The organism is Candidatus Nitrosotalea sp. TS, from assembly GCF_011319465.1.
In the GTDB taxonomy this organism is placed as follows: domain Archaea; phylum Thermoproteota; class Nitrososphaeria; order Nitrososphaerales; family Nitrosopumilaceae; genus Nitrosotalea.
Window position 1 is genome coordinate 23116 of record NZ_RCMB01000002.1, and the last position, 15491, is coordinate 38606.

General features: G+C 39.1%; 19 protein-coding genes and 3 pseudogenes. 8 read left to right on the forward strand and 14 right to left on the reverse strand.

Features of this window, described 5'->3' with window-relative positions:
• Positions 1–3: 3 nt before the first annotated feature.
• Both DYY67_RS00530 and DYY67_RS00535 read right to left on the reverse strand, forming a co-directional pair.
• On the reverse strand, positions 4–480 hold the full coding sequence (locus DYY67_RS00530) for a PUA domain-containing protein (protein ID WP_166389846.1): 477 nt from the start codon (positions 478–480) through the stop codon (positions 4–6).
• Positions 477–1487, reverse strand: coding sequence for a homoserine dehydrogenase (locus DYY67_RS00535; RefSeq protein ID WP_166390133.1), 1011 nt, complete (start codon positions 1485–1487; stop codon positions 477–479). The genes DYY67_RS00530 and DYY67_RS00535 overlap by 4 nt, the downstream gene beginning before the upstream one ends.
• Before the next feature lie 83 nt (positions 1488–1570).
• Between DYY67_RS00535 and DYY67_RS00540 the strand changes: the two genes are divergently transcribed.
• A complete protein-coding gene (locus tag DYY67_RS00540; protein ID WP_166389848.1) occupies positions 1571–2230 on the forward strand; it encodes a hypothetical protein in 660 nt (219 codons plus the stop codon).
• 72 nt (positions 2231–2302) lie between these two features.
• Positions 2303–3070, forward strand: a complete 768-nt coding sequence (locus DYY67_RS00545) for a sulfite exporter TauE/SafE family protein (protein ID WP_166390135.1) — start codon at positions 2303–2305, stop codon at positions 3068–3070.
• 39 nt (positions 3071–3109) lie between these two features.
• Here DYY67_RS00545 and DYY67_RS00550 read toward each other — a convergent pair whose 3' ends face one another.
• Together DYY67_RS00550 and DYY67_RS00555 are read right to left on the reverse strand one after the other, a co-directional pair.
• A complete protein-coding gene (locus DYY67_RS00550) occupies positions 3110–3574 on the reverse strand; it encodes a hypothetical protein (RefSeq protein WP_166389850.1) in 465 nt (154 codons plus the stop codon).
• Complete coding sequence (locus DYY67_RS00555) at positions 3574–5361, reverse strand: SDR family NAD(P)-dependent oxidoreductase (RefSeq protein WP_166389861.1); 1788 nt, start codon at positions 5359–5361, stop codon at positions 3574–3576. The genes DYY67_RS00550 and DYY67_RS00555 overlap by 1 nt, the downstream gene beginning before the upstream one ends.
• 99 nt (positions 5362–5460) lie before the next feature.
• On the opposite strand from DYY67_RS00555, the gene DYY67_RS00560 reads away from it, so the two are divergent.
• Positions 5461–5697 carry a hypothetical protein gene (locus DYY67_RS00560; protein ID WP_166389863.1) on the forward strand — a complete coding sequence of 79 codons (237 nt, stop codon included), beginning with the start codon at positions 5461–5463 and terminating at the stop codon, positions 5695–5697.
• A 153-nt stretch (positions 5698–5850) separates the two neighbouring features.
• Positions 5851–6084, forward strand: a complete 234-nt coding sequence (locus DYY67_RS11335) for a hypothetical protein (protein ID WP_320415878.1) — start codon at positions 5851–5853, stop codon at positions 6082–6084.
• On the opposite strand, the pseudogene endA reads toward DYY67_RS11335, so the two are convergent.
• From endA to DYY67_RS00585, 4 genes and pseudogenes are all read right to left on the reverse strand, one after another.
• A pseudogene (gene endA, locus DYY67_RS00570) lies at positions 6081–6616 on the reverse strand (tRNA-intron lyase). The gene DYY67_RS11335 and the pseudogene endA overlap by 4 nt on opposite strands.
• An 82-nt stretch (positions 6617–6698) precedes the next feature.
• Positions 6699–7352, reverse strand: a complete 654-nt coding sequence (locus DYY67_RS00575) for a DUF47 domain-containing protein (protein WP_166389865.1) — start codon at positions 7350–7352, stop codon at positions 6699–6701.
• A 71-nt stretch (positions 7353–7423) separates the two neighbouring features.
• Positions 7424–9191: pseudogene (locus DYY67_RS00580) on the reverse strand (ATP-dependent DNA ligase).
• Between the two features lie 106 nt (positions 9192–9297).
• Positions 9298–9588, reverse strand: a complete 291-nt coding sequence (locus tag DYY67_RS00585; RefSeq protein ID WP_218584672.1) for a hypothetical protein — start codon at positions 9586–9588, stop codon at positions 9298–9300.
• Positions 9589–9705: 117 nt separating this feature from the next.
• Between DYY67_RS00585 and DYY67_RS00590 the strand changes: the two genes are divergently transcribed.
• On the forward strand, positions 9706–10014 hold the full coding sequence (locus DYY67_RS00590) for a MarR family transcriptional regulator (RefSeq protein ID WP_166389869.1): 309 nt from the start codon (positions 9706–9708) through the stop codon (positions 10012–10014).
• On the opposite strand, the gene DYY67_RS00595 is transcribed toward DYY67_RS00590, so the two are convergent.
• Positions 9999–10385 (reverse strand): cyclophilin-like fold protein, encoded by a 387-nt coding sequence (locus tag DYY67_RS00595; RefSeq protein WP_166389871.1) that lies wholly within the window; start codon positions 10383–10385, stop codon positions 9999–10001. The genes DYY67_RS00590 and DYY67_RS00595 overlap by 16 nt on opposite strands.
• Positions 10386–10437: 52 nt before the next feature.
• Between DYY67_RS00595 and DYY67_RS00600 the strand changes: the two genes are divergently transcribed.
• Together DYY67_RS00600 and DYY67_RS00605 are read left to right on the forward strand one after the other, a co-directional pair.
• Complete coding sequence (locus DYY67_RS00600) at positions 10438–10947, forward strand: DNA-directed RNA polymerase subunit K (RefSeq protein WP_166389873.1); 510 nt, start codon at positions 10438–10440, stop codon at positions 10945–10947.
• Positions 10948–11118: 171 nt separating this feature from the next.
• Positions 11119–11325 carry a hypothetical protein gene (locus DYY67_RS00605; RefSeq protein WP_166389875.1) on the forward strand — a complete coding sequence of 69 codons (207 nt, stop codon included), beginning with the start codon at positions 11119–11121 and terminating at the stop codon, positions 11323–11325.
• Here DYY67_RS00605 and DYY67_RS11340 read toward each other — a convergent pair.
• Positions 11322–11739 (reverse strand): annotated as a pseudogene (locus tag DYY67_RS11340) (transcriptional regulator). The gene DYY67_RS00605 and the pseudogene DYY67_RS11340 overlap by 4 nt on opposite strands.
• Before the next feature lie 184 nt (positions 11740–11923).
• Here DYY67_RS11340 and DYY67_RS11345 point away from each other — a divergent pair.
• Positions 11924–12580 carry an asparagine synthase C-terminal domain-containing protein gene (locus DYY67_RS11345; RefSeq protein WP_320415899.1) on the forward strand — a complete coding sequence of 219 codons (657 nt, stop codon included), beginning with the start codon at positions 11924–11926 and terminating at the stop codon, positions 12578–12580.
• 192 nt (positions 12581–12772) lie between these two features.
• Here the strand turns inward: DYY67_RS11345 and DYY67_RS00620 are convergent, their stop codons facing one another.
• The 4 genes from DYY67_RS00620 to DYY67_RS00635 all read right to left on the reverse strand — a co-directional run bounded on the left by DYY67_RS00620 (position 12773) and on the right by DYY67_RS00635 (position 15468).
• Positions 12773–12916: a YHS domain-containing protein gene (locus DYY67_RS00620; protein WP_166389877.1), complete on the reverse strand. Its 144-nt coding sequence runs from the start codon at positions 12914–12916 to the stop codon at positions 12773–12775.
• Positions 12917–12954: 38 nt separating this feature from the next.
• Positions 12955–14064 carry an aldo/keto reductase gene (locus tag DYY67_RS00625; RefSeq protein ID WP_166389879.1) on the reverse strand — a complete coding sequence of 370 codons (1110 nt, stop codon included), beginning with the start codon at positions 14062–14064 and terminating at the stop codon, positions 12955–12957.
• Between the two features lie 30 nt (positions 14065–14094).
• A complete protein-coding gene (locus DYY67_RS00630; RefSeq protein WP_320415879.1) occupies positions 14095–14877 on the reverse strand; it encodes a prenyltransferase in 783 nt (260 codons plus the stop codon).
• Between the two features lie 186 nt (positions 14878–15063).
• A complete protein-coding gene (locus DYY67_RS00635; RefSeq protein ID WP_166389881.1) occupies positions 15064–15468 on the reverse strand; it encodes a DUF2203 domain-containing protein in 405 nt (134 codons plus the stop codon).
• Positions 15469–15491 lie beyond the last annotated feature (23 nt).

Sequence of the window (15491 nt, forward strand, 5' to 3'; positions counted from 1 at the left end):
TGGTTACTTTTTTATCGTTTTTGCAGATTCCCAGTATTTGTCTGAGATGTAATGTAAATTCTTGACTACTTCTCCTTTTGTAATGTTGGCCATCTCCTCGCTTGATATGAGGGATTTTCCTATTGCAAGAAACTTGTTGTGCGTTTCCTCTGCAACGCATATGATTTGATCCTTTTCAAAATTGTCATATTTTTTGATTCCTGGACGCATGATGTTTGCTCCATTGCATACAAACTTTATCGCTCCTGCATCCACTAGAATTTTTGGAAACTTTTCAAGCAATGAAGTCTCGGAAAGAAATGGAAGATAAGTTTCACCGCTTTTAATTGCCATGAAACCCTCTCCTGTGATCATGGCTGTTTCATCATCAATTTCGTACTTGACCAATGTCTTTAGTCTTGGTACATCTATTTTCCACTGCAATGCAATGGATTCTAGGATGTCATTGCTGTCGCTTTTAGATAATGGGTGAGATTTCAATCTCTGGACATTTCCTGTTTGATATCTAACAAGTCGCGTAATATGGAACTTGCAGTCTCCATGCCGCCTGCACCACGTCCAATTATTGTCTGCTGACCGGAATGTTCTGAATTGAAGGTGATTGCATTCAATGTCCCGTTGACACAAAGTGGATCATCTTCAAGTATCTCTCTTGGAGCTACCTCCAAGTCTTTGTTACACGATGCAATTAATTTGACTGCGGAACGATTAGTCGCCGCTCTCTTAATGTCAGAAGTTGATACGTTTCTAATGCCTGTTCGCTTGATGTCTTTGATGGTTACCTTCATGTCCATTATCCAGTTTGCAAGTATTACAAGCTTAGCCGCTGCATCAAAACCGTCAATATCCAACGATTCGTCAGCTTCGACATATCCTTTCTTCTTTGCATCTGCAAGTGCCGTCTTAAACGTCATGCCGCCTGCCATGTTTGTAAGTATGTAATTTGTTGTACCGTTTAGAATTCCTTGGAAGGAAACTATTCTTTCTCCTCTGAGGCTATTTTTTGCATAATCTAGGATTGGAGTGCCACCGCCAACAGTTCCGCTAAATCTTAATTGTACCTGATTGTATGTGGCCAACTCTATCAATGATGGAAATGCAAGAGCCAGCGGACCCTTGTTTACTGTAATGACATGAAGACCCTTTTTCATTGCAGTCACTATGTGTGACATCCCAGGCTCGGCATCCTTGTAGTTGCTTGGTGTGGTCTCAATTAACACTTCAGCTTCCATGCCGTTTATCATGTCTAGTCCATTTGCTTCTTTTTCCTTGTTGTGATACTTTCGTATGTTTCCATATTTTTTCTTGACTTCGAGCAACCTATTCAGATCAATACCTGCTGAAGAAGCAGCAGAACCTTTACTGTCGAACACACCGACGATTCTAGGTTTGACTCCGTGTTTTGCATAAAGATCTTCAGACCTTGAAAGGAGAAGCTTTGCAAAACTTTGCCCTACTACACCAAAGCCACACAATATTATGCGCAACATCCACAAGACACATGTTGGGATTAATTAAGATTCATGAATTCTGAGATTCCTTTATTAAAGCTTGAAAAACTTTGGATAGCGTGAAATTTACAAAATACACTTACGTCGGAATTGCAGCCGCAGTCGGTGTTGCAGCTGTAGTTGTATTTCTTACTCAATTCAATATGATGCAGACAGGACCTAGTGCACCTGCTGGAATCTCGGCATATACTTTGGATTTTACTTATGCAGAAGCAAATTCAGACTTGAAAAGTACTCTGATAGATCAGAACATAAACATGTCAAAACCTCTGAAGTTTAACACCCAATCTGACATTACTCAATATTGCAATTTTCTCACTAATCAGACAAGACAAGCCATGATTGAGTATTGTACTTCAACAGAAATAAAGGACGAACATGGTAACTTCCTTGGAAATCTTGACATGATAGGATCTCCGCTATCTCCTGTGATGGTGATTGCAGCAGCGCAATCCGATCCTATGTTTAGTAACTATAATGACGTAAAAATTCTATTTGGAGATGTTGTCAATGAGACGGTCTGTCAATGCTGGGCAACTGAAAAACCAGGTAACTATACACAACTGTCAGGCATGATGGATGCACTTCGCGATTTTCATCTGAAAGGAAAAGAACCCAATAGCACCACTCACGGGGTGCCGTTAAGCGGGAAACACTTTGAAATAGAATTGTCTACAACCACCCAAGGCTATCTGTGGAAATTGCTTGTGGCCAAGTAATTACTCTATGCTCAGGTCCATTAAGCTTGACGCGCTCATTTAATCTATGGAAATTTCAACTTGGTGTTAGAATTGTTTGAATATTTGTGGCTAGTACCGCTTGGTTTTGCTGCTGGCATCATAGGATCAATGATTGGCCTTGGAGGGGGATTTGTTATTGTTCCGGCATTGACTTTTGCTGGGTTTTCACCTACTCTTGCGGCAAGTGATAGTCTCTTTGCTGCCTTTTGTAACGCAGTGGCATCTACGCTATCTTATGCCAGGCAAAAGCGGATTGTGTATTCCCTAGGGCTAAAACTGGCATTACTTTCCATTCCTGGAACAATACTTGGGGCATACATCTCCGACGAAATATCTGCCTCTGTATTCAAGATGCTGTTTGGTCTAGTGCTTGTCTCCTCAAGTGTCTACATTTACTCTAAAAGAAAGATGGAACCCAAAGAATACAATCTTTCAAAACAAATCATGATACTTGCAGTAGGTGCCAGTTTCTTTGCAGGTGTAATTTCAAGCCTATTTGGAATAGGTGGAGGAACAGTATTTGTCCCTCTCATGGTTGTAGCAATAGGGTTATCCATGAAACTAGCTGCACCCACATCGCAGTTCATATTGATGTTCGCAGCTGCATCGGGAATGATTGTTCATTCTCTGTTGGGCCATCCTGACTATGTTCAGGCGGGTTTGTTGTCAATAGGAGCATTTGCCGGGGGAGTTGTGGGAAGTAAAATATCGTCAAGAGTAGATGAAAAAAAACTCAGGATATTTGTAACTGTGGTACTTGCTATCACATCAATCAAGCTCTTCATGGATGCTTTTAGTACTCCAGTTAAAATTCCATGATGATACCATGGAAAAATATATGCCAATCTAGTTTTTCATTTATTTTCTTACTGGAGGTTCCTTTCTAATCTGGTAAAGATTTCTTTTAGATACAAGAACAATCTCGCCATTGTCTTTTGTCCCCTCAAAATCAATTGATAACAGGCCAAATTCATCATTAAGATCTCGTCTGTCTGATATCTTGAATTTGATCTTCAATTTCTCGTCTGTATGGAGAGGTTTGAGAAATCTGGTTTGTCTGCTATTCCAAGACGGGTCTCCGTCTATGCCATAGAAAATCAAAAGATTACCATACATTTCCTCAAGTCTTGTAAATTCACCTTCGATTCTTGCTAATATGGCTCTACCAGAGACCATTTTGCCGCGTTGGTGTGCAAATTCTTCATTTTCATAAATTATGTTTTTTATTCCTGAAAAGGAAAGATACTTGTCAAGGTCATCAGAAGAAATCTGACATTGTGCAAAAAATTCATCCCCAACTTTAAGCTCGGAGAACTTTTTCATCAAGTTCTTGTTTCATCTGGGTAGTAAATTACTTCTGAGTTTGTAATTGCTTTTCCAGTTTTGAAGAAATTCACTGCGTTTAGGATTTTTGAGTTGTCTGATTCCGCACCATCTATGCTTCCGGGAAGAATCAAATGTATTCTGATCTTCGACTTGAGAACATCGCTTAGTTCTTGATTGACTGTTGTGACAAAAGGCCTCAGTGCTCCTCTGAATACTTCTACTTTTGCTCTATCTTTGCCTGTCACCTTGCTGCCTACTGGCATATCTGGGCCAATAATTATGATGCTGCCTTCTTTTTCCTTGAAAAGAGGCGGGTTTTTTGCTCCTCCTGGAACAAATCTGTTAAGGACTTCTTGGAGGACAAGTGCTGGTGTGTTGATGAATTTGTCTACAAGACCATCCCATTGTTGTCTTGATAACTCTGTAATCTTTGTGACTTGAGGCAATTTTCCAGTTACGTAAATCACTACATTGATAGACCCTATCTTTCTCGTTGCCGTATTGAGCATTCTTTTCATGTTTTCTTGGTTGTTGATGTCCATTACATGCGAATGAAATTTGGATAGTCGTTCTTCTGCCTGTTTGATACTGGTTTTTGAGATCAAAATTACAGTTTTTCCTCCATTGCTTTCAATATTTTGTGCTAGATGTTCGACTCTTGACACATCTGACTCTTCTGTGGCGTCTACTACAAACAAAACCACTTTTGAGTTATAGTCTGGTTTGGTCTCTGGTACTGAGCAAGCTATGTGGGGTTTGACGGGATAGAAGACTCTGTCGCCTGGAATCACTTTGCCATTTAGAATCTTTGATATGTTTTCATCACATAGCATAAGGACAGTTTCAGCAACTTGTTGCTGTGACAAGAACTGTTCATCTGCAATCATCTTGCTAGTATTGTTTTGAATTTTTTCTGCAATCTGTTGTATCTTGGTCAAAAGTGATATGATGGTATTGCCGAGTTTTTGAATTTCTGGCTCTGACGTTATTGATTTTGTCTTTGCAAGTTTTGATGCTGCTTGTCTTACTCCGTTTTTCACTGTGTTTTCGTCTTCACCTAATAATGGAAGGATGTCATTATTGACAGTCTCTACTTCTTCAGGAGTTAGGTTTTCAAAACCACTGACTCGCATGAATTCTGCGGCTGCTTTTGGATAAACGGTTTTGTATATTCTGTCTGAATGAACTGGTCCAGGATTTGTAGCAATTGATATTATCCCTTTGTCTGTAAGCTCCCACGACATTGCTTCTGCAAGTCTGTTCTTTGCCCCTTGAGAAGCTGTATATGGACTTCTAAATCTGTAAGGTCTTTGTTCAAACGGGCGCTCTTCTGTGAAAAACGTGGATATTGTCACAATTTTGCATCCTGACTTCATGGATTTGATTGCCTGAGCTGAAGTCCAGAAAGTACCGGTGAGGTGTATGCCAACAGTGCTCTTGAAATCACTCATTGAAGAATTTGTAAAACATGTTACTGGACCTGAAACTCCTGCGTTATTTACCACAATGTCTACTGTTCCATGAGATTTCTTCAAGTCTTCAAACATTTGTGATACTCCTGCCTCATCACTGACATCAACTCCTGGAAAAATTTTCACAAACGCACCACTTTTGGCTTTATCAATTATCGGCTGTAATTCTTTGGCAGCTTCTTCAAGTGGCTCTTTTCTTCTTCCTAAAATGACTATGTTTGCACCATTTTCAGCAAATTTGATCGCTATTGCTTTTCCAATTCCGGTACCGCTACCAGTGATAACAACGAGTTTGTCTTGGAACTTGAGCATTAATAGAATTTGACATGTTTTGGACTATTTATTCGATTGTGCTTGTGTGCTTGCGATGGTACGCTAATATTTATTTGTGGGTCGAATTCAACCTGACGCATGCATGATTCTGAACCTGATACTATTGTACGAAAAAACAAGCAAAAAGAATACTGCGATCTGTTGGAAAAAATTGGGGTAACTGCAGAACCAAAACAATTTGAAACTGACGAAGTTGAAAAAAGTGATTATTATTCAAAGTATTACTCGCATTCGCCTGCTATGGTTACAAACCATGGTTGTATAGATCTAAAAGGAAGTAACATAGACATTATTCAGATAATCCAGAAGGGTTGAAAATGTCACAAGATCTAAATCCGGCACCTTGGGGGGCACAAGACAGATTTCAAGCCCATTTTATTGTCAAAACTGAAAGTCAACTAACAGATTCTGACAATCTTCTTGCCAAAACAACCCTAAATACCTGAAGGACATTTTTCCACAAAGAAAGTGTCTGGAGTAGAATGGGTTGGAGGAAGTCTTGCAGCGTCTCTGAATTCAGACGCCGAACTCAAAAGTATGATTTTGAAGCTTTCGCCCACTGATGCATTAATTTGGGTAGATCCAACAAAGAAGGGAATAAGAATTCATGGCAAATGGAAGAGCAGCGGGGAATTGGGGATTACAAAAGAACTATTCGACGTGTATGACAGAATAGCTTCTCATATCAAAAAACATCTCTAGGCTCTCCACCAGTCAAGTGCCAGGCAGTCAATTTTATTTCCTTTTGGGATTGCAAGGATGAATTGTTTTCTAACTGTTGTGGCCAGCCTGCCTGCCAAGACAACACTTGTTGCTGACATTGTATCTGTGGAATTGTAAACTTGTAACAAATATGGTGCATGATCAATGCCTGGGCCTTTTTGGTAAACTGCAAAATCGCAACCAAACTTTATTCCTGGATTTATGATGTATCCTTTATCTCTGAAATCTTTGTAAACGATGATATTTTTTGTCAAAGTTATGGTGTTCGCGTCTACCATATCTCCAGCATTTCATTTGGAATGACTTTCTTTTTACCTTGGTAGATCTTCAATTTTGATTTTTCTAGAAGATAGTATCCCTCTATGAGATCCAAGATCAAAGGCACGTTAATCTCGTCAGGTTTTGGTTTTGTAATTCCTATTGGTTTTCCATAATATCCGTTAACAAATAATGACTTGGATTCTTCCAGATCCCACACTACAATTCTATTCTCGATTAGTTCTCCTTTCAAGTTAACATCCTTCAAGAATAAGGCAATTGATTTTAGTGTTTAGGAAACATTAGTAAAAAAAGAGAAAGATAGTTTCACGATTTTATAGGCTAAGAGCCAGTAGAATGAATGAATCTGATACCTGAAGGCATTTGTCAGACATTTCTTCTATGCCTTCTACCACATCTTTTAGAAGCATTAGTTCCTTTGTAGTTGTAACCTCGTCCAAGACCTTTATGGTTAGTGAACGATATTTTTCATCCACCATTCTTTCCATCTTCTGGGCTTCGTGGGCAAGATCAATTGCAACTGTTGCGTTACCGCCTAATGCGCGAACAATCTCGTTTATCTTATAGATTTGGTCTACTGCCTGCTCGATTAGCTCAGATAGGTCTTTTTCTATTTTTTCCTTCTTCAGAGTGGCTCCTTTTATGTTTGATAACTTGAAGGCTATGCCTGTGATGTAGCCTGCTATTTCATCCATTGTGTATGCCGTGTTCAACAGATTTTCTCTATTCATCATGAGTCCGCCCACATCTGCAATTTCACGAGTTATTTTTCTGCGCAAAGCCTCAACTTCGTCTTCGGTGTTCTTTATTCTCTCAAGAACTTGCTTTACCTCGGATTTGTCAGACTTGATTATCAACTCGGGAAGTGATGAGAGGTCTCTCACGGCGTTGAGGATCCTGTTTATTTCATCCTGCAAAACGGCAAGTGCCTTTCTCTTTGCCTGAACTTCAAGTTCTCCGCTGTACATCTAGACGTTTAATTCGATGCCAGCAGCTAATAATCCTTACGTAAAGAGCTTCTGATCAAGCCAACCTTTACTCAAAATTGTTTTTCATCTTGTACCACTTTCTTTTGGCTATTGTACATGATGATAACCTCGCTCACAGAAGTAGCATTTTCTGGAGTTTTTTCAAATCTAATCTTTCCAGTAAATTTAGGGAAGCGCAAGGCAAGGCCACTGCCTTTTCTTATCTTGTCTAAAGCTACTTTGTGAATTGGACTCAGTGTAATCTCAGACGCCACTACTTCAATTACGACTTCTGGTTCAAACCATACATCTGCCTCAAGGCCGCTTTCAATCCTAGGATCTTTTTTAACTATGATTTTGTCAGATAATATTTGATAAAACTGATCCAAACTCTCATCTGTGAATCCTGTCCCGACTTTGCATACGCTGGGATAGGTATCTGCCTCTTCGTCATATGTTGACAAGAGCAGTGCGCCATACCTAGCCAGTTCTTCGACCGCGACCGTAAAATGCGCCTACCACAACTAAATCTAGAGAATCGCCCAATTCATTTCTGTATTCGCGTTTTAGTTTGAGCCAGTTGCTTGCTCTTGCACCTGCTCTGTATGGGGAATCCAACTGCTTGAGCATCAGTCCCTCACAACCCGAGTTGATTGCATTTTCAAGAAAGTCCTCTACCTCGTCGTCTGTTTTGACTAACATCATGGGCATGACTTTGACAAAAGAATCGTCGCTTACGATATTTTCAAGTATATGTCGGCGTTCCCTATACGACATGTCTAAACAGCTTTTACCATCAAAAAATAATACGTCAAAGAAATTGACTGTTATGGGATACTCCTGTACTGCCTTTGCTATGTCATATTTTCGTCTCCTGTGCATGAGCTCTTGAAAAGGTAAGAATTCTCCCGTGTCTTCATTTATTGCTACTACTTCGGCCTCCAATATGACTTCGTTGGCCTTTATGGATTTTGTAATCTTCTCTACAATATCTGGATAATAATTGGTGATATTCTCAAGGCTTCTGGAATAAAGAATGATCTTGTCTTTTTGCATGTGGAGTTGGGCGCGTTCTCCGTCTAGTTTGTATTCTGCAGCAAACTCTGTCTCTATTTTTTCGTGAGCCTCCTGTGCACTCTTTACTCTTTCGGCAAGCATGGGACGAATCGGACTGAACATGGATACTTGAAAACTCTTCAATACGTCGGCGCCATTTTTTGCAACTGCCTCTGCTACTCTGCCCAAGTCACTGCAAACATTGTAAGCGTGTTCTAACAGTGGTCTATTTTCTTTTGAACCAGTAAATGCAATAGATAGCGCATCAAGAATTGTATAATCTGCAACTCCTAGTCGTAGATTGGCTGTAATTATTTTTGCGATAAATCTGCCCTCTGTAGGGCTAGCGTCATTTAACAGACTGGAGATGTATTTCATTTTCATGTCCTGAGACCTGTTTCCCCTGAGTGATGCTATCTTGAATAAAGTGTCATAAACCCGCTCCACCGTGATATCTTCTTTGAGAAAAGTTGTTTGTGTTTTTTGTTCCAAGATATTGGCAGTAGCCTGACCAAAATCTCCCACTTTTTCGTACTCACGTTCGATCTTCAATGCTGGAACTCCTGTTGATTTTGACAGTGCTTTGATTGCAATTTTCTCTGCAACTCCGATCTCAATTCCTTCGTGCTCGGGTCTTAGCTTGCCTTGAAGCAAATATGCGACTTTTGAAATTATTTCAGATGGCGTGATCTTAAACAAATCTACTAGATGTTGGGTCAACTCAAGTCGCTTTGTAGTGCCCTCCATGTACCCTAGAGTGTCAGCAACAAGTGAAAACTTCATCTGACGATTTTTACAATCTGTAGAATAAAAGGTTGAGCAAGGTTACAATTTTGTGATATAAAGAATGTGTGTTTATACTACAATTTTGTAAGCTAAACAGGTTGAGTTATTTTAGATGTAAATGTGTCTTGATCTTTAATCGTATTTCTGGAGTCCTTTTCAAAACAATACTGTGAAACTCTGATGATTCTTCCAAATCTAAATATCTCTTATTTCTCTTCAAAAATCCGTCAAAGAACACTCCGCAGATATATCCAACGTAAATTCCATATGCAAAGTCTTCAAGGTTAGATGTTATGGATAAGGACTTGGCTTCGGACAAAACCATTTTGGGATAATCTAGTGTATATGTTATAATGTCGTCGAGATTTTTTTCCTCGATCATATCCAAGCCCATAGAGTGCCCAAATTTAGCTTGTATTTAGAACTTATGAAATTCTGATGCTGGGCAAATAGTGAGACCTAATAGACAGAATTCTTGTTCGTTTATAAATAGGAAGCAGAAAGCTCGGTTATGGGTGGAGCAAAGAAAAAGTCACCGGCACAAGCAGAAAAGTCACAGACTGCAGAAGCCGCAAAGAAGGACGGTCCAAAGAAAGACAAGAAAGAACAGAAACAAAAAACAAACATTTCTGTAATAGTAGATGATGGACAGGCAATGAGTTTCATAAAAGGTTCCAAGGTCTTCACCGTACAAGAATTATCAAGACAAACAAATGTCAAAGTGTCTGCAGCAAATGCATATTTGCTAAACTTGTTAAAACAAGGCGCAGTAAAGAGAATAGGCGGATATAGCGGACATCATATCTACGTGCCTTCTTGAGATATAGAAAATATATCGCCAGGTTTGATTTCTTTTAATGCTTCCAAGTTTGAAGTTATTTTTCCAACAAGTGTCATGAGTTTAGTGGAAGGCACATCTTCTAAAAAGAAACAAATCGAACCGTTTGAAGCCATGAATCCAATCTCGCCTTTTTTGAATTGTGTTCTAAGTTTTTCACCACCTGCAGCAAGAGATGTATCCATGAATGCAATGGAATTGCTCATCATGTGCGAATTGCCCTCAAGTGGTAATGCTCTTAGTATGGCACCAACAGTTTTTGGCGCAAGATGACGTTTTAACTCAATTTTCATCTGTGCTTTTCCTTTCAGCGATAGAGTCAGATCAATTTTAGACACCGATCCGGCACTCATTTTTGAACGAGAGTATTATGAAATATATAACGTTTCTTGCCGGTCTATCTCAATGTCTGATGAGCCTGAGGAAGTTAGTGTAGATACTGAAGAGGCTCCAGCAGAAGAAGAACCGATAGAATCGATTTTACCAAAAGAGCCAGAACCTGTAGAAGTTGTATCTGAGGATGGAGTAGAAGAAAAACCAACAACTAAACGAGGAAAGAAAGAACTCTCACCCGAGGAAGCTGCAGAACAGGAAAGGCTACAAAAAATTATTGCCGCAAGAGAAATTATCGAGGTAGACCCAATACATGTTGCAATAGAATATGAAACTACAGGAAAGGGCAAAGTCATGATAGGTCCTCCTACACTTACACGCTTTGAAAAAGCAAGGATTCTTGGAGCAAGAGCATTACAACTTTCACTTGGAGCTCCACCGTTCATTTCAGTACCTAAAGAAGTCGCGACTTCTCTTGATTTGGCTTACACTGAACTTGAAAAACGTGTTATTCCAATCACAATAAGACGTGTACTGCCAAATGGTGATTTTCAGAACATACCAATTGATCTCTTCGATTAATGGATGATTTGTCGATAAGATTTTAATAGAATGTATAGTTTGGTGTTTGATAGAGTTTGTTGAGTGGAATAGAGGAAAATGTGCAACTAAATGATATGTCATCCAACTCAAAAGGTGGAAAATTGATCGCAATTAATCAACAACCCATAATGGAGTGTGCGCTTGGATATTTTGACAGAGTTGGTACAGCACAGGGTAGTGACTCTCAAGGCCAAAGGCGATTCAATACCGACTGCAGTGGCAGTGGCAAACGTGATAACTGAAAACATGATGAAAGGCAATTCCAAGATATCTAGTATTGCAGTAGACAGTGAGAGCCAAGTAAATCACGGTCCGCTTGTCTCAATAATTGAGATAACTATATCTAAAACAAACTAGAAAGTGCTTCCTGGACCTTTGAGAAGCATGTTTTCACATTCTTTGCATATTGCTTCGTCTATGTTTGATTCTAGCTGATGATGTATATCACAGATCAAAAGACTTGATTTTATGTAATTGCAGAGACCTATGAATTTTGAAAGGCTAGAAGGTGTGTATGCCATGTTCGATGCTAAATTGCTACAAATGTCATTTATCATATCTGATACTTCCTTGATTGCAAGAAGTTTGTTGATTAGTTCAGGATCGCCTCTTGTTCCTCTCACATAGTTGCTAATTGCAGCTTGGGTTCACTCCTAACATCTTTGAAACTTCTTCCTCTCGTATTTTGTGATCTTCGATGAGCTTTTTAGCCAAGATAGCTCTTAATGCAGGGATCAGTGTCTTTGTTTCAATCTCGGCAGGCAAAAGCATACGATTTTTCTCTTTGTAAAATATTTAAAGCTAATCTTTATCGCCATGATAACTTAATTGAGAGATTACCTTCAGATCAGATAATTGCAAGATATCTGCTCAAGACTCCAGTCACTTGTATTTGATGCTGTTGTGAGATGTCAAATCTGAAAGCATTTCTCTGTCGGGAGGTCTTGACTCTTCAATTCTTGCGTCTTGCCCTGATGTCAAAACAGCTCAAGCATACGTTATGGTGGCAGCAGATTTTCCGTCAACAGACTTGGTAAACGCTCAACTAGTTGCCAAGATGAATGGTATGAAACTAGATGTGGTTTCTGCATCTATTGATGAATTGTTACAAGCAATTGAACAAACGATCAGGATCCTGCATGTTTTCAATCCTATTGAAATCCGAAACAATGTTGTGCTTTATCTTACGATGGAGACTGCAAAACATGACGGTTTCAAGTCTATTATGACTGGCGATGGAGCCGATGAGCTGTTTGCGGGTTATCGTTTCTTTCAAAGGATGTCACAGCCTGAATTACAAAAAGATCTTGAAAGAATATGGAAAATAATGCATTTCCCGTCATTGGCTATATCGAAGGCACTTGGAATCTCCTTGCAGACCCCCTTTCTTGATGTCACTGTTATAGAATATGCAAAATCAATATCGCCAGACCTCAAGGTTCATGAAGAAAATGGAAAAAAACACGGCAAATGGGTTCTAAGAAAAACATTTGAGAACATGTTGCCTCCATCAATTGCATGGCGCGATAAGGATGCAATGCAGGACGGTTCGGGCACAAACGGATTGACGCATTTTTTTGACAGTCTGATACAAGATTCTAGTCTTTTCTGAAAAGACCAAAAAATATCTGGAAAAAGAGCAAGTCACATTGCTATCAAAAGAGGCGCTCTATTATTACGAGATATATAGAAAATATTACGATTATCCCGTCCGCCTTGGACCGTCAAAAAACAAATGTCCGTATTGCAATTATTCTGTTGAGAAAGGATCACATTTTTGCCGTATGTGCGGGGCTTTTCCTATCTAGTCCTTTTTCCACTTGTTGGGTTTTCTTACAAAAATTCTCTTGCAGCCGTGGCAACAAAAATAATACTTTTTTCCCTTATACTCATGTTCTAGAGCAAGTTTCTCATCAAGCTCTATACCACAGACTGGATCTACTGGCATGTTTTGATTCGTCTGCTATTTGTATTTAAAACTTACAATTACGACGATGATAATCTATTAACAAGATCAGAAAATTCTTTTTCATTTAAAACTGGAGTCTTTGCAAGCTCCAAGTTCTCATCTACATGGGAAGGAGATTTTTGTCCTACTAGTGGCGCTATGACACCTGGGGTGGACCTGACAAATTGAATTGCTCGATGAGACGCACGCGTTAATTCTCCAAATTCAGGTAAGACATTTGGACCTAGAAGTTTTGCTTGCATTAGCGGAACGCTTGTGAAAACTCCTATTCCAAGCTTGATTGCAGCCTCAAAAATACTAGATGTTGTACCGTCTTGTGTTTGATTCTTCATGGTCATGGCTTGATCAAGATACATGTTGTATGGAAGTTGTATGAATTTGAATCCGTTTTCAGCACCGCCTATGTCTCTTGCCAGCTTGACAATGTCAAAAAGAGAGAGATACTGTGGATGTTCTTGTGGCACCCTAAAGCAATCCCATGTGGCCATTCCATAGTATCTTATTGTTCCAATTTTTCTCTGATTTTCATAAAATTCAAACACGTCTCCAAGTTTTTTCATAAATTCATCTTTTGTAATGTCTTGGAGTTGTCCCTCTGCAGCATTGTGCAGATACATCAAGTCAACGCATTCTAATTCCAGATTTTTTAGGCTTCGGTTTAATTGATCTTGAAGATACGGTATTGTCATACAGTGGTATCCAGAAGAGATGTCGCCTGATTTGATTATGTTTGATTTTACAAGGGTATTTTGAATATTTTGCCAAAACTCTTCTTTTACATCCCCGTCATTTGTTATGTAGCCGTTCTTTGTACTTATGAACAATTGATCCCTTTTTGCCTTGTTTTTTTCAATTAGCTGGACAATTGCCTTGCCTACTGATCTTTCCGCCTTCTGTGATCTATAATTGATGGCAGTATCTATTACATTGATGCCCAAAGTAGTTGATTTTATCACGGCATCTTTGACCAGTACATCAGTTGCATCATCTGGATTTCCAAGATACGTGCCTATCCCAATGGATGATAATGTCAATCCGTTGAATTGTTTGAAGTGATTCTTCGCTACATTTGGATGATTTTTTGCAAACTCTGCTGTTCCTTCTGGTGTGGAATGCCCAGTTATCACAAAATGGCTTTAGATGTGGTTGATTTAACTCTACTGAACAATCTTCATGATATAGTCTGCGATAAAACTTACAACAAGTAAAATGCCGGTGATTCTGCTATATGATACAAAATTTTTCATTACCGGAACGAGTTCTTCTATCTTGTCAAATTTTTGTTTTAGGGACCTGCCGGATTTTATTGCAATTGGTATGGTGGCAAGTGTGATAAGAGATACAATTGGAAAAAAATGCAATGCAACTGCAGTTATGATTACCCCATATGATATGACAGGAAAAATCCATACACTTGAAGCAGCCTTTGCTTTACCAAACAGTATGACAAGAGTTTTTCTTCCATGAGACTTGTCTGCATCATGATCTGGAAATGAATTTACAAAAAGAACAGTTGATGACAAAACTCCAGACACTATTCCAGCAAGTACAGGTTCGGCAGTTATGTGAGAGGCTTGCACAAAGTATGTTCCAAGAACTATCATTGCGCCTTTGATGGCAACAAAGACTTCGCCAAGACCTGAATCCACTATTCTTGTAGAATAAAAATAGATGGAGATAATGGCAAATCCCAAAATTATTGCAATTGTTATGCCTCGCTCAAATACAAAATATGCTCCAATTAGAGCACCGACAACTAGCAGAATAACTCCTGCACGATAGACATCAGATGGATTGAGCAATCCCTCTGGTAAAACTCCTGTACCGCCACTGAATTTGGTCCTCTTGGTCTCCGTGTCTATGTTTCTTTTATAATCCCAATAATCATTGAGTAAATCTACACTTGCATGTAGTGCTATAACACCTGCCAATGTTAACACGGCAAATTCTAGATTGATAGCTTGTATTTTGCCACCAATTTATGGCAAGACCGAGAAAAACTGCAGATTATTGATGCAAGTAGAAACTTGATTCGAACTATGCGCAGCCAAGATGACAACATTGTGTAACGTTTGGATATGCTCTATTTCGGTATATTGTCTATGATATGAAAGATGAGATGGCGATTACCGTAATTTTTCCAAGTCGACGTTTTCTACTGGCTTTCTACCGTTGAATCCTTCGTCTTTTCCATGCCAAAACTTGATCTCAGTTTCGCCTTCTTTCCAACAAAGCCATATCTCTTCATTGAATCGAAGTGATGGAAAATCAAGCAATCCCTCATCTATGCTTTTTATCATTACGCCAGAGCTCTCAATATCTTCTATTGATTTGTAGAAATTCGATATTGCGGTATTGAGTTCCTGCTTTTTGAGGGAGTAATCTTTGAAGCTAGACATGTATTTGGGATTTGTTTCAATCTCGGTTTGAATTTTTATGACCTCGTTTTTCAAATTTACCAGATCTTTGAACTTTTTGATCACAGAAGGAAGCATCGCATTTGCCTCTTTTAGAGTAAAATGAGAAAACATTATCAAACTAGCACGATGGCCCA

What these genes read in the sequence shown, in the direction of transcription:
- DYY67_RS00550 (WP_166389850.1), bottom strand. Translation starts at nt 3,574, where the DNA reads ATGAAAAAGTTCTCCGAGCTTAAAGTTGGGGATGAATTTTTTGCACAA.
- DYY67_RS00555 (WP_166389861.1), bottom strand. Translation starts at nt 5,361, where the DNA reads ATGCTCAAGTTCCAAGACAAACTCGTTGTTATCACTGGTAGCGGTACC.
- DYY67_RS00560 (WP_166389863.1), top strand. Translation starts at nt 5,461, where the DNA reads ATGCATGATTCTGAACCTGATACTATTGTACGAAAAAACAAGCAAAAA.
- DYY67_RS00575 (WP_166389865.1), bottom strand. Translation starts at nt 7,352, where the DNA reads ATGTACAGCGGAGAACTTGAAGTTCAGGCAAAGAGAAAGGCACTTGCC.
- DYY67_RS00585 (WP_218584672.1), bottom strand. Translation starts at nt 9,588, where the DNA reads ATGGGCTTGGATATGATCGAGGAAAAAAATCTCGACGACATTATAACA.
- DYY67_RS00590 (WP_166389869.1), top strand. Translation starts at nt 9,706, where the DNA reads ATGGGTGGAGCAAAGAAAAAGTCACCGGCACAAGCAGAAAAGTCACAG.
- DYY67_RS00595 (WP_166389871.1), bottom strand. Translation starts at nt 10,385, where the DNA reads ATGAGTGCCGGATCGGTGTCTAAAATTGATCTGACTCTATCGCTGAAA.
- DYY67_RS00600 (WP_166389873.1), top strand. Translation starts at nt 10,438, where the DNA reads ATGTCTGATGAGCCTGAGGAAGTTAGTGTAGATACTGAAGAGGCTCCA.
- DYY67_RS00620 (WP_166389877.1), bottom strand. Translation starts at nt 12,916, where the DNA reads ATGCCAGTAGATCCAGTCTGTGGTATAGAGCTTGATGAGAAACTTGCT.
- DYY67_RS00635 (WP_166389881.1), bottom strand. Translation starts at nt 15,468, where the DNA reads ATGTTTTCTCATTTTACTCTAAAAGAGGCAAATGCGATGCTTCCTTCT.